This window comes from Niabella sp. CPT15-335-S11 (assembly GCF_058792415.1).
Genome location: NZ_JBYTEI010000002.1, coordinates 198,232 through 211,407, shown reverse-complemented (window position 1 = coordinate 211,407; position 13,176 = coordinate 198,232). Strand labels below are relative to the sequence as shown.

At 45.8% G+C, this 13,176-nt stretch carries 14 protein-coding genes and 1 pseudogene; 9 read left to right on the top strand and 6 right to left on the bottom strand.

Annotation, left to right across the window (positions count from 1 at the left end; genetic code table 11):
- The first annotated feature begins 1 nt into the window (after position 1).
- Together AC3WS5_RS07345 and AC3WS5_RS07340 are read left to right on the top strand one after the other, a co-directional pair.
- A complete protein-coding gene (locus AC3WS5_RS07345; RefSeq protein WP_492466633.1) occupies positions 2-574 on the top strand; it encodes an N-acetylmuramidase domain-containing protein in 573 nt (190 codons plus the stop codon).
- A 212-nt stretch (positions 575-786) separates the two neighbouring features.
- A complete protein-coding gene (locus tag AC3WS5_RS07340) occupies positions 787-1,617 on the top strand; it encodes a DNA adenine methylase (RefSeq protein WP_492466632.1) in 831 nt (276 codons plus the stop codon).
- 133 nt (positions 1,618-1,750) lie between these two features.
- Here AC3WS5_RS07340 and AC3WS5_RS07335 read toward each other — a convergent pair whose 3' ends face one another.
- The 3 genes from AC3WS5_RS07335 to upp all read right to left on the bottom strand — a co-directional run bounded on the left by AC3WS5_RS07335 (position 1,751) and on the right by upp (position 3,776).
- On the bottom strand, positions 1,751-2,113 hold the full coding sequence (locus tag AC3WS5_RS07335) for a hypothetical protein (RefSeq protein ID WP_492466631.1): 363 nt from the start codon (positions 2,111-2,113) through the stop codon (positions 1,751-1,753).
- Between the two features lie 106 nt (positions 2,114-2,219).
- Positions 2,220-2,876: a hypothetical protein gene (locus AC3WS5_RS07330; RefSeq protein WP_492466630.1), complete on the bottom strand. Its 657-nt coding sequence runs from the start codon at positions 2,874-2,876 to the stop codon at positions 2,220-2,222.
- Between the two features lie 219 nt (positions 2,877-3,095).
- Positions 3,096-3,776: a uracil phosphoribosyltransferase gene (upp, locus tag AC3WS5_RS07325; protein ID WP_492466629.1), complete on the bottom strand. Its 681-nt coding sequence runs from the start codon at positions 3,774-3,776 to the stop codon at positions 3,096-3,098.
- Positions 3,777-3,860: 84 nt separating this feature from the next.
- On the opposite strand from upp, the gene AC3WS5_RS07320 reads away from it, so the two are divergent.
- From AC3WS5_RS07320 to AC3WS5_RS07300, 5 genes are all read left to right on the top strand, one after another.
- Entirely contained in the window at positions 3,861-4,949 is a 1,089-nt protein-coding gene (locus AC3WS5_RS07320; protein ID WP_492466628.1) for an anhydro-N-acetylmuramic acid kinase, read from the top strand.
- 120 nt (positions 4,950-5,069) lie between these two features.
- On the top strand, positions 5,070-5,360 hold the full coding sequence (gene gatC, locus AC3WS5_RS07315; protein WP_492466627.1) for an Asp-tRNA(Asn)/Glu-tRNA(Gln) amidotransferase subunit GatC: 291 nt from the start codon (positions 5,070-5,072) through the stop codon (positions 5,358-5,360).
- 7 nt (positions 5,361-5,367) lie between these two features.
- The gene (locus tag AC3WS5_RS07310) at positions 5,368-6,081 is read left to right on the top strand and encodes an ABC transporter ATP-binding protein (RefSeq protein WP_492466626.1); all 714 of its coding nucleotides are present in this window, start codon (positions 5,368-5,370) and stop codon (positions 6,079-6,081) included.
- A gap of 33 nt (positions 6,082-6,114) precedes the next feature.
- Complete coding sequence (locus AC3WS5_RS07305; protein WP_492466625.1) at positions 6,115-6,678, top strand: cob(I)yrinic acid a,c-diamide adenosyltransferase; 564 nt, start codon at positions 6,115-6,117, stop codon at positions 6,676-6,678.
- A gap of 113 nt (positions 6,679-6,791) precedes the next feature.
- Positions 6,792-7,205, top strand: a complete 414-nt coding sequence (locus tag AC3WS5_RS07300) for a hypothetical protein (RefSeq protein WP_492466624.1) — start codon at positions 6,792-6,794, stop codon at positions 7,203-7,205.
- A gap of 314 nt (positions 7,206-7,519) precedes the next feature.
- Here the strand turns inward: AC3WS5_RS07300 and AC3WS5_RS07295 are convergent, their stop codons facing one another.
- Entirely contained in the window at positions 7,520-8,170 is a 651-nt protein-coding gene (locus tag AC3WS5_RS07295) for an ABC transporter ATP-binding protein (RefSeq protein WP_492466623.1), read from the bottom strand.
- Between the two features lie 188 nt (positions 8,171-8,358).
- Between AC3WS5_RS07295 and AC3WS5_RS07290 the strand changes: the two genes are divergently transcribed.
- Entirely contained in the window at positions 8,359-8,580 is a 222-nt protein-coding gene (locus AC3WS5_RS07290; protein WP_492466622.1) for a DUF2795 domain-containing protein, read from the top strand.
- Between the two features lie 88 nt (positions 8,581-8,668).
- Here the strand turns inward: AC3WS5_RS07290 and asnA are convergent, their stop codons facing one another.
- Positions 8,669-9,673 (bottom strand): aspartate--ammonia ligase, encoded by a 1,005-nt coding sequence (gene asnA, locus AC3WS5_RS07285; protein ID WP_492466621.1) that lies wholly within the window; start codon positions 9,671-9,673, stop codon positions 8,669-8,671.
- Positions 9,674-10,095: 422 nt separating this feature from the next.
- Entirely contained in the window at positions 10,096-10,707 is a 612-nt protein-coding gene (locus AC3WS5_RS07280) for a class I SAM-dependent methyltransferase (RefSeq protein WP_492466619.1), read from the bottom strand.
- A gap of 103 nt (positions 10,708-10,810) precedes the next feature.
- Between AC3WS5_RS07280 and AC3WS5_RS07275 the strand changes: the two are divergent.
- Positions 10,811-13,162: pseudogene (locus tag AC3WS5_RS07275) on the top strand (DEAD/DEAH box helicase); the annotation flags it as partial.
- Positions 13,163-13,176 lie beyond the last annotated feature (14 nt).

Here is a 13,176-nt window from a genome sequence, read left to right as displayed (position 1 = left end):
AATGCGAGCAGTTATAGAGCAATACGGTAGAGAGGTAGCGAGAAACGCAGGGCTGGAGGAAGCCATGTTTCTAGCCTTTATAGAGGTAGAGAGTGGTGGTATGGGCTTTGATCCTACCACGGGAAAGCTCATAATCCAATTTGAGCCTGTCTGGTTTAAGCGCAAACAGCCTTTCGCACCCTCTGGAGAGTGGAGTGTTAATAAGGTTGAGCGTCAGTCCAGGGAATGGATAGCATTCAACTCAGCGTTTGCAATCAACAAGGTCGCAGCGATGGAAAGCACTAGCATCGGTTTACCCCAAATTATGGGACTGTATTGGGTGAGATTAGGCTATAAGAGTGTGGGAGACATGTGGGACAGCTTCAAGAAAGGCGAAAGGTTCCAACTGGATGGCCTTGCCAAGTTCATCAAGACGGATATCAACCTGTTAAATGCCGTCCAGAATCGTAATTATGACCGTATGGCGGCTATCTATAATGGCGCGTCTTATGCTGTCATGGCTCGCAAGTGGGGCCGGGAGCCGTACAATATTAGCTTACAGAAGGCATATAGTAAATACAGGAAGTTCACATAGTTTCATAGGGTAGTTTTGGTTTTGGGCCTGGCTGTGTCTACAGCCGGGCTTTTAAAAAGTTTGGGGCATAAAGAAGCCCCTGAACTCTAAAGGGAGGCTCTCACCCCTCCACAATAGTTAAGGTGCATACACACCACGAACAGAGGCTAGTGCCTTTGCCGGTGTGTATGCACCTTAGTTTGTTGTGAGAGATGGCAAAAATAAATAAATATATGAAGAATTACACCTCTGCGCCTCTCCCTTTTATGGGGCAAAAGCGGCGTTTTCTGCGCGACTTCAGGGCAGCGCTTGAGAAGTATCCATGTGATGGATTGTATGTCGATTTATTTGGTGGTAGTGGCTTACTGGCCCATACTGCCAAAAGATTGTATCCCCAAGCTAGGGTAATATATAATGACTACGATAATTATGAGTCTAGGATCCGCAACGTACCCAGAACAAATACGCTGCTGGAAGAAATCCGTGTATTAACTCATGGGCTGGATAGGGATAAGATCATAAAAGACCCCCAGCGGCATTTGATCCTATCCCGGATAAAGGAGGAGCCTGGATTTGTAGACTATATTACTCTAAGTAGTTCTTTACTCTTCAGCATGAACTATGCAGCCAGTTATGAAGCCATGGCGAAGGAAACATTATACAATGTAGTGCGGAAGAGTAGTTACAGTGCAGATGGGTACCTAGATGGACTTGAAATTGTGCGGGTGGACTACAAGGTATTGTTTGACAAATATAAGGATGCGGACCATGTCGTGTTTCTAATTGATCCGCCCTATCTGTCTACGGAGTGCGGGACCTATAACAATTACTGGCGTCTTTCAGATTACCTGGACGTGCTCGATACACTTGGAGCGGGGTCCTATTTCTACTTTACCAGTAATAAAAGCAATATTCTGGAGCTTTGTGAGTGGATGGCCAGTAAAAGCTATGGTGGTAATCCGTTTGCCGGGGCTGAAGTAACAAAGGTGGTGGCGAATGTGAACTATAGTAGCACTTATACGGATATAATGCTGCATAAAGGTTGGAGTCGGACGGTTGGGTAGCTTTGGTTGTAGCTAGCCTTTTATAATAATATCCGGGTTTTGGTTCGATTAATGTTAATGGGTGCGTTTGCGCATCACTATAAAATATGACGATTTAAATTAAATAATATTACGATTTAAATTTGCGCTTTTATTACCTGCCGATACCTTTAGTTATGATCTTTGGTTTAATAATTTTGGGTTTCATCAGACCTGGTGGTGTGACTATCCTCGGAACGGCCTGGGGCTTTGCCCTGGGAACTTCCTTTATCTTCCAATCCTTTAATTTACCTTTTACGTTTTCACTATTCCCTTGGAAGCTTTTCTCTAGTCCCTTACCATTCTCTAGTCCCTTGCCATCCGGTTCTGACCTGGCGGGGTTCCTCGGAAGGGTGTCAGTCAGGACTGCACCGTTCGGGATCTCCAACCCGTACCTTGCACCCGCCTTGCCGCCCGCAGCCGTCGCTGTCACAGTCAGGGTCAGGAAGATACAAATTCCAACCAAATAGTATTTCAAACAAGATGCCAATTTTATTCACTTTAAAAAAATGATTGCCTGCCGCAGAAGGGACAGGCAATCAAAGGTATGGATTAAATAACCCGATTATGCGGAATTAACCGCGTCATTGATTGTTCTCATTAGACTGTGAATTATGCTCGTTCTTTTCCCAATCCCCGCGTTTATTCTTTATCCTGTCTTCACGCTCGTTCTTTATCCGATCCCTTTGCTCGTTCCTTATCCGGTCTCCGCGTTCGTTCCTTATCCGGTCTCCACGTTCGTTCTTTATCCGATCCTCTTGCTCGTTCCTTATCCGGTCTCCACGTTCGCTCTTTATCCGATCCCTTTGCTCGTTCCTTACCCGGTCTCCGCGTTCGTTCCTTATCCGATCCTCTTGCTCGTTCTGCATCCGATTTCCACGTTCGTTCTTTATCCGATCCCTTTGCTCGTTCTGCATCCGATCTCCGCGCTCATTCTTTATTTCCCAATCGGTTCTCTCATTTTTAATCCTTTCGGCGCTTTTCGCTTCTGACCGCTTCTCCTTAAATTGGCCATAATGATGACCCCTTGATTTTGACGAAGCTACTTCGCTAACGGCCTTACCATCCTGGTTTTCTCGGGCAACCTGTCTAACTTCTGAGCCATGTGTCTCTGGCCTCCCGGGCTTTGTGACTGTAAACGGTTTTGCGGGTTTACCCTGCGCTGGTTTGACTTTTGAGGGCTGCCCCCATGCTGTACCCGTAGCCATCAGGGCCAGAATAATCAATGTTTTAAATTTCATATAATTTATTTAATGGTTTCAAGACAAACTTAGAAACTGTATATGAAAAAATTATGAAGAAATATATGGCTTTAAGACGGTTTATTCGCTGTGTTGGTCGTGGCGGGCAGGTTGTGTTAGTCCCCCGCTCAGGGACGCTTCCGTTTACTTCCCTAAGTGCGGAAGTTTTTGAGCGAAAAAACCATTTCGCTCCGGCACCGGAATGTTACGCTCGTGAAATCAATATTGGTTTTTTGGGCCATAGGCCAGATCACCAGCGTCGCCCAGCCCTGGAACGATATATCCTTTTGCAGTTAGTTCTTCATCAATCGCACCACACCAAAGGATTGCCTCAGGCAATTCGCGCACCAGGTACTCAATACCCTCAGTGCAGGCAATGGCAGACACCACGTGGATTTCCCTGGGCCGGCCTTCACTTTTCAGGAATTGAATAGTCTTAACGAGGGATGCACCGGTCGCCAGCATGGGATCCGAAATGATAAGGATCCGGTTTTCTACCTCCGGGCTGCTCATATATTCAACCGAAATCTCGAAACTACCGTCCTTACTGTGTTTGCGATAGGCGGATATAAATGCATTATCAGCCTTATCGAAGTAATTCAGCAGACCCTGGTGCAAAGGAAGCCCCGCCCGGAGAATAGTGGCCAGGACAGGTTGCTCTTTGAGTACCAGACATTCGGAAACGCCCAATGGCGTCTGGATTTCCCGGGAAATATGCGGCAGTCTTTGGCTGATCTCATATGCAATGATTTCCCCGATCCTTTCCAGATTTCGCCTGAAGCGCATCCGGTCATGTTGTACCTCTACGTCCCTGAGCTCACCGACCCAATTGCTCAAGAGGCTGTGCTTTTTGCTGAGGTTGATGATTTCGTTAGTGTAATTAGCGGTAATTGTTTCCACGAGCTTGTTTCTTTTTTATTTTTGACAAATCTAAAACAAAATAAATTGACTGCAGGGGGTTTCCCTGCCTTAAAAAAACGACAAATGGTTTATAGGGTTATCGGGCTTATGAGTGGCAGTTCTTTGGACGGACTTGACATTGTTTTTGCGTCATTTCAGGAAATCAGGGGGTCCTGGAACTTTGAGATATTGGAGACTTTCTGCGATCCTTATCCGTCCATGTGGACTGAACGCCTGCAGACTGCAACAGAACTAAACGCTTTTGATTATCAACTGCTGCACGTTGAATACGGGCATTATCTTGGAAAAAGAGTGAATGCTTTCATCGATGAGCGTGGATTGCAATATCAGGTGGCGCTGGTTGCTTCCCACGGCCACACTACTTTTCATGTCCCGGGTCGCGGAATGACCGCCCAGTTGGGTGATGGTGCGGCGCTGGCTGCTGAGACCCGGCTGCCGGTCGTATCTGACCTTCGGGCGCTGGACGTTGCTTTTGGAGGCCAGGGGGCTCCCATCGTGCCCATCGGGGAACGGCTGTTGTTTAGTGGGTATCCTTATTTTCTCAATATCGGCGGGATTGCCAATATTTCGCTCAACAGTGATCCCTATCAGGCGTTTGATGTTTGCCCGGCAAACAGGGTGTTGAACATGCTTGCGAAAGAGACAGGAAAAGAATTTGACAGGGGTGGGAGATTGGCCGCAGCAGGACGTGTGATAGAACCTTTGCTAAATGCATTAAACAACCTTGAATATTACCGTCAGGCCCCGCCGAAATCGCTGGCCAATAGTTTTGGAACTGATATGGTTTATCCCATTATTAAAAGCTACAATGAACCGGTAGAGGACTTGCTCAGGACCTATGTGGAGCATATTGCCGTTCAGGTTCGCCAGGCCGTGAACGAGGTAAAAATCCACGGAGGTGAAGGCAGGATGATGGTTACCGGTGGTGGTGCTTTTAACGAATTTTTAATGGACCGCCTGGAAGAAAAGCTTTTGGAACTGAATGTTACATTGGAAATTCCTGATGATAGACTGGTAAAGTTTAAAGAAGCGCTGATCATGGCCCTGATAGGCGTCCTAAGGTGGAGGCAGGAGTATAATGTCCTGAGTTCTGTGACAGGTTCACAGAGAGACAATATTGGCGGCGCTTTGTGGATGGGTCAGGAGGCCTGAAACGTGACACGGTAAATTTACCCTCTGAATTTTTTTTGTAAAGAGTCTGGCCAGGCGGCGATTGCTGATGCGAGATATCTAAAGTCCGGAAAATTGTCTGTATCAGATTATCTTTGAAGAATGGAAGTGAATGAAGAACTCCTCGAAAAACTGGCCAATTTATCCCGGCTTCATTTTTCGGAAGAGGAGAAAAAAGAATTCGGTGAGGACCTGCAGAAAATGATCCGGTTTATGGAAAAACTGAATGAATTGGATCTGTCGGGAACTGAGCCGCTTTTGCATATGAGTGATGAGATCAATGTTTTGCGGGATGACGAGATCAGGGGATCTGTTCCGCGCGCTGTCGCCTTACAAAATGCACAGGGAACCGACGGCGTTTTTTTTAGGGTTCCCAAAGTCATCAAAAAATAAAATCAAGATGCAGGCATTAATTCACCTGAAAGAGTTGCGAAAAAGCTACTTCCTGGGACAACAGGAACTGGAAGTATTGAAAGGAATTTCACTGGAAATAGAAAAGAATGCGTACCTCGCCCTCATGGGGCCTTCAGGGAGCGGGAAGAGTACCCTGATGAATATACTGGGTTGCCTGGATACACCCACCTCCGGAACTTATATCCTGAACGAAAAGGATGTCAGCAAGATGGATGACAACGCGCTTGCAGAGGTTCGGAACAGGCAGATCGGATTCGTATTTCAGCAGTTCAATTTGCTACCCCGGCTCACAGCGCTGGAGAATGTGTCGTTGCCGTTGATCTACGCGGGCATGAACCGGCATGACCGGCAGGAAAGGGCCATGCAAATGCTGGAAACCGTGAACCTCACCGACCGGTCTCACCACCGACCCAATGAGTTAAGCGGAGGCCAGTGCCAGCGGGTGGCTATCGCCAGAGCCCTGGTAAACAACCCGGCATTGATTCTGGCGGATGAGCCAACCGGGAATCTGGATACCCGGACTTCCTATGAGATTATGGATATATTTGGAAAGATCCACGACAATGGCAACACCGTGGTACTTGTTACGCATGAGGAGGACATAGCGAAATATGCAAAAAGGGTGATCCGGCTTCGCGATGGGATGATTGAAAGCGATCGGATCCGTTCAGAGATCCCCGTAGGTTTGCCTCATACTTAGATACAGTAACTTCTTAACAATATTCATTCCGGGATGTCCTTAAAAATTTATACAAAGACGGGAGACAAGGGAAAAACCTCTTTACTGGGCGGTACCAAGGTTTCGAAATCAGATACCAGGATCGAAGCGTATGGTACGGTTGATGAACTGAATGCCTGGATGGGACTATGCCAGGATTTGTTATCCGGACATGAAATTGAGTCTATTTTGCCAACTATACAGGACAGGCTTTTTACGATGGGTTCAAAGCTGGCATGTGATCCCAATAAGGAAATTAAAATGGCCTTGCCGAGTTTGGCTGAAGCAGACTGTGTAGAACTTGAACGGGAGATCGACCGGATGGATGGACAGTTGCCGGTTATGAAATCCTTTGTATTGCCCGGGGGCCATGTGGTTGTATCAAATCTGCATATTGCCCGATGCGTCTGCAGGAGAGCCGAAAGAGCCTGTATTCGTCTTTTGGAGTCATCCATGGACGATGAAATTGTCATCAAATATCTGAACAGGCTTAGTGACTACCTTTTCGTGCTGGCGCGCTATGCGGCATTCAAACTTGGGGTGACAGAAATTAAATGGCATCCGCGATCCGGACAATAACCTTGCCGGGGTTGGCAGCGGATCTTTTCCTTTTTTTTTTGGAAATTTTTGCTATTGGTGTCGGGGTCCGGCACATTTGTTGCGTTGTAGAACTGGTTTAATGATTTGTAAGAATGAGATTATTATTGAATATCACTACATTGGGACTTTTGGTTATTCTTTTAGCTTCGTGTGCAAAAACAAGAGATGGTCTGGATGTAAACACCATCAATAACATTGTCCGTACTGGAAGATGGGAAACTGTCACGAAAACTTTTTACCCGGCTGCCACGCCAACGATAGGGACGACCGAGGAATTGGTTAGTGGACTTCAGTATGCTGAGTTCAGGTCGGACAGCAAGGTACACTTTTACGATGCTGATCAGATTGAGTATGATGCCAGGACTTATAGCTTTCAGGATACTCAAACGATGATCCTGGAGGGAGATGTGTTTAAAATACAGGAAACACTTGGCGGTACAATTAGCAAAATGACGCTGATTAAAACAGATCCGCTTGGGAAAACCGTAGTGCTCTTTGTGAGGTAAGCTCGAAATATTAGACGCTAGATTTTAGATATTAGACGCTACCTGCCCGAACGTACCGTTCGGTACGCCCGCCCGTCCGCCACGGCGGACGATTCGGACGGGGGCGGGGATGCCAGACATTAGATACCAGATATTAGAGAAGAGACATTAGACTCTAGACGTTAGACTAATTCTCTAGATGTGTTGTATAGGTATAATGATATATATAATTTAAATAATGGTTAGCTTATTGGTAAGAGTGATTACAGCGTTTTAAAAACGCACAACTAACTTAATATAATCGTAATTCGTAATTCATCAGGCCTCAGCCTGCCCTACGCTATAATACCGTCCTTCATATGAAGGACCCTGTTGCTCAGCCGGGCCAGTTCTTCATTGTGGGTTACAATGAGAAAGGTTTGTTGAAATTCATCCCGCAGTTTAAAGAAAAGCTCATGCAGTTCCCTGGCGTTTGCTGTATCCAGGTTACCCGTAGGTTCATCGGCCAGGATGATTGCGGGTTTATTGATCAGCGCCCGGGCAACGGCCACCCTTTGCTGCTCGCCGCCACTTAACTCGTTAGGTTTGTTGTTGAGGCGGTGTGACACACCAAGAATTTCCAACAATTTCCTGGCGTTAGTTTCGGTTTCCCTCTTCTTCCGTTTTGCCAGCCAGGCGGGAATACATACGTTTTCAAGGGCAGTAAATTCCGGCAGCAGGTGATGAAACTGAAAAACAAAGCCGATATTCAAATTTCGAAATGAAGCGAGTTTATTTCCTGAGAGACTAGCCATATCGACGCCATTCATCGTGAGTGACCCTGAATCGGCCTTGTCCAGGGTTCCCAATATATGCAGGAGGGTACTCTTGCCACAACCCGATGGTCCCGCAATGGCAGCAACTTCACCTTTCCTGACATGTAGATTTACCCCTTTTAACACCTCCACCTGCCCGTATGCTTTAAAGATATTTGTGCATGAAATCATGGATTCCGGTAATAATCATTCAAATATCCGGAATTAGGGCCAAATTCAAAACAAATACATTCCCGACCGCGTTATAAATCCTAAAAATGCAATTTGGTAGATTCCCGAATACAATTACTTTTGCAAAAAAATTGGAACGGGCAACCGGTTCCAAAGAGCCTTTTGATCATCTTAAATTTTAGTTTGATATGTTTTGGACACTTGAATTAGCCTCCTATCTTGAAGATGCTCCCTGGCCGGCATCTAAAGACGAACTGATAGACTATGCTATCCGGAGCGGTGCGCCCATCGAGGTTGTTGAGAACCTGCAGGAACTGGACGATGAGGGCGATGTTTATGAAACTATTGAAGATATCTGGCCGGATTACCCGACTCAGGAGGACTTCCTGTTTAACGAGGATGAATATTGACCTGAATAAAATAAACTATAGTGAAAGTACCCTTATCAGGGTATTTTTTTTATTTGAGGGTTTCCATAATTCCTATGCAATGCGGGGGTTAGAGAAGATGAATACCTGCGGACGCGGCCTTTTCCTTTTCGTTGTGCGACCATACGCTTACCTGAACCTCGCCAATATGGCGACCCCGAAGCATAAACATGGTTAACCTGGATTGCCCGATCCCCCCGCCAATACTTTCCGGTAGCTGATCCTCCAACAATAATTTATGAAATAAAAGTGAAGCCCTTTCCTCGCAGTTTTTTTCCTTCATTTGTAGCCTGAGCGCTTTTTTGTCAACGCGGATGCCCATCGATGAAACTTCAAAAGCACATTCCAAAACAGAATTCCAGAGAATAATATCGCCATTCAGACCCTTGTAACCTTCTTCATTCGGTGTACTCCAATCATCATAGTCTGCAGCCCTTCCGTCGTGCGCATCACCATCGGATAATTTGCCGCCGATTCCAATGAGGAAAATAGCTCCAAACTCTCTGGCAGCCCGGTTTTCTCTTTCTTTCGGACTGAGATTAGGATATTGCCGTAACAATTCTTCAGTGTGAACAAAAGTGATCTTTTCGGGAAGGCTGGTCAGGATTTTTTTGTAATGATCATGAACGACCTGTTCTGTATGTTTGAGCGCCGCATAGATCTTATTCACCGTCTTTTTCAGAAGTTCCAGGTTGCGCTGATCAGCAGTAATGTGCTTCTCCCAATCCCACTGATCTACATAAATGGAATGTAGGGGGCTGTAATCCTCATCGGGTCTTAGCGCGCGCATATCAGTCAGGATACCCCGGCCGGGCTCTACATCCAACTCCTTCAACCGCAGCCTTTTCCATTTTGCCAGAGAGTGGACTACTACAGCCTTGTGCTCGTTGAGTGATTTTACTGGAAATTTTACAGGTCTTTCAATACCGTTGAGGTCATCATTTAATCCGGTACCATCCAGCACAATCAGCGGTGATGACACTTTCACCAGGTTCAATTGTCTGATTAGCTCGTTTGAAAATGTATCTTTAACCAGTGTGATGGCTTGTTCCCGCTTTAAAATTTCCCTGTCCATTTTATTAATCTATACGGTTGTTTTATGGTGGACCTTTTAAACAGTGTTCCTGGTTGTGGTACAGGCTTCCAGATAAAGATCCTCAATTGCGGGCGCAAAAATAAGAAAATTCAATAAAATGATCAAATGATTGTCGGTCCTTTTAATAAAATTGTCAATGATTTATCAAAATTCAAAAAAGTGGTAGTTTTTCAGCTATTTATTTAAAAAGTCAAAGATCACTGACCGGCAACGGGGGCCTGCGATTTGTGTAGGCATAAAATCTGGTACCTGGACAAGGGATTTTTTGAGGTAATCTGGGACTCAGTCCATCCTGCGGAGGGTCACCGATAAATTTGGAAATTCCCCAAAAAAAGTATACCTTAATAGATCGGTCGTGCGCGCAAACTCCTGGCTGGGGAAGGGAATGACTCGAATTTCGCTTACCGCTTCCTCCCGATATATCTGACCACTGAACTTATGCCGTTGTGGAGCGCGCCTTCATGCAATTCCACTTCTCTTTCCTCGAGTAAAACAGTTTCCAATTCTTTAAATTCTTCTTCAACTTCTAAGGTGGTAAACAACATTTCAATCTTGTCAGGTCCGCCAATTGCGGGATTCTTTCGCCTTAGCGCCAGGTTATTCTTGCTGAATGCTTCAAAAATTACGATACCTCCGCGCTTGAGAAGGGGGACAAGCCCGCCGAAAAATTTATGTCGCAGGTCGGGGCCGACGTGTGTGAAAACATAAGCGATGGCGTCAAACGCTTCGTTGCGGTATGACAGCTCGTCGAAACCCCCAACAAAATAATTGATCTGTACTCCGGCCTTTAGTGCCAGCAAATTCGCTTTGCGCCGGCCTTCGCTGCTGATGTCGAAGGCATCGGCCTGCCACCCCAAGGAAGCAGCATACACGGCGTTCCGACCTTCGCCTTCAGCGGGAAATAGAATCCTGCCGGGTTGGAGCTGATCAAGTTGATCTTTCAAAAATAAATTAGGCGTTTCGCCGTAAACGTATTCAGAACGGTTATACCGTTCATCCCAGATTTCTTTCATTTCGTATGTGTCGTGATGTTAATCCTGTCAAAAATAAACAAACAAATCCTAAATTCCGTCTGGCGTATGAATCCTGCCGAAAAGTTAAAAGAATTTGCCTTTGATGGCAACTGCATTAATTAAATTGCGGCTTTTTGGACGGGCTATGAGTAGTAAAACAGCATTCTCGATACAGTTATTCCCGCAGAAACTAGGAGAAGGCTCCGGTGTTTTGAGAATTCTGGCTATCAATAAAGAATCGAGTCCCCCCGTTTACAACAGTATCGACATCTCGCCTAAAGCCCTCCTTGAGGCGTTCCCATTCCTGCCTTCAGTTAATGGTAGCAACTTCAGGAGTTTTGGCCATGAAGTCATGAACGTTTCTATTGAAGATATCAGAAGAGCGTTTGATTCTCAGCAAACGGAACCGCAGTTTGGGACGTACTTTCGGAAGTCGCTCATCAGTCATTATTATAAGCTTTTCAGGGCTGTCAGATCAAGTTTCGATCAGGTCACCTGGTACCATTCGGTTTCACGCGGTGATTCAAAACGACTGTTAACGCTGCGATGCAAAATGAATCCCGCATTCCCTCAGCTAAAGTTCAGGGTTATCAGAAACGATCATAGATTCGAACTGGAAGGGATTGTGGAGATCAAAGGGAGCGCTTTCAACCTCAATGATTTCCGGCGCCACCATTTTTTTATGGAGCGGGATGACGAATATTTTCTCCTTTATTTCAGAGATTACGAGGCGCTCGATTGGTTGCAGGATCAATTGGACCGGTTTTCAGGTCCTCCGGAAAAATTACTGAAGCATGTAATTATTCCACTGGAGAAAAAAGGATACAAAGTTGACCGGCAATTACTGAAGTCTTCAGAGACGATCAGCGTGGATCCATTACCTGCGGTGTTTTTATCAGAACTAAGCGGATCGTTTCTCATGCTGACGCCGCAATGGTTTTACGATGGATACAGGGTTGAAGGGGAGTGGCAGGAAAAAACAATCATCGAAAAAAATGACTGGCAGGTACATATCCTACGCAATCGGGAAAAAGAGGATGAGCTCAGACATATGTTGAAATCCCTGCATACCAATTTTCCAAATCAAAAAAGAGACTTCTACTACCTGTCATTTGCGGACGCGCAGAAAAAGCAATGGTTTGCAAAATCGTACCACAAACTCCTGACTTCGGGCATCGATCTGATAGGGATGGACATGCTGGTCCACTTCAGATACTCCCAGGATCTGCCTGCGACTGAACTATTATTGAAAAAGGAAATTGGAGACACGGTTGTTTTTGATTTTACCGTCAAATTTGGCAATGAAAAAGTACCGCTTTCCGAATTGCAGAAAATACTTTGGGCCGGACAAAGGGCAGTGCTGCTGAAAGATGGCAGCCTCGGCATATTGCCAGACCCATGGATGGAAGAATATGGCATCTTAATTAAACACGGCAAAGTGTCGGGACCTAACGAAATAATAGTATCGCCGGGGCTGGTATTAACCATTGTTGCAAGCCGCGAAAAACAAGCCGGGAGCCCTGATAAACCGGATCTCAGAAGAAACTGGTGGCTACGGTATCAACGCTGGATGGAAGATGACAAACTATACCCCTTGCCGGAACTCATCCGGATCAATCCGCGGGATTATCAGTTCAAAGGATATCAATGGATGCGTTTATTGTCGGAATTAGGAATGGGTGGTTGTCTGGCGGACGACATGGGTCTGGGGAAGACACTTCAAGCCATCTGTTTTTTGGGTTCAGTCATGGAAAGGGTTCCGGCCATGAAGAGCCTGGTCATATGTCCCGCTTCACTCATTTACAACTGGCAGCAGGAATTGGAGAAATTTGCGCCAATGTTGACATCGGCTGTTTATCATGGTTCACAAAGAGATGCAACAGTGCTGAGCGACCCTGAAGTGCGGGTTATCATCACCAGTTACGGCACTTACCGGTCTGACGTGGAGCAACTCACGGAACATTATTTTGATGTGGTTATTATTGATGAGAGCCACAATATTAAAAATCCCGCTGCTAAGATAACTCGGGCTGTAGGTCAATTGAAAGCAGGCAGTCGGTTTGTACTGAGTGGTACGCCTGTGGTCAATAATACTTTTGATCTTTACGCTCAAATGACTACCGTCATGCCGGGGATATTGGGGAGTCGTGAATTTTTTAAAAGGGAGTACGCAGATCCGATCGACCGGTTTGGAGATTAGGATAAAACAAAGAACCTGCAGAAGTTGATTGCACCCTTTGTATTGCGGAGAACTAAAGAACAGGTGGCCAAAGATCTCCCGGAAAAAACTGAGACAGTGTTGTGGTGTGAAATGGGCGCAGGGCAAAGGGAATTCTATAACACTACACTGCAACGGATCAGGGGACAGATTCTGGAGGGCATTCGGGATAGGGGACTAGCCCAGAGCAAATTAAATGTATTGGAAGGAATCACACGATTAAGGCAGATTTGCAATGCTCCATCGTTGAT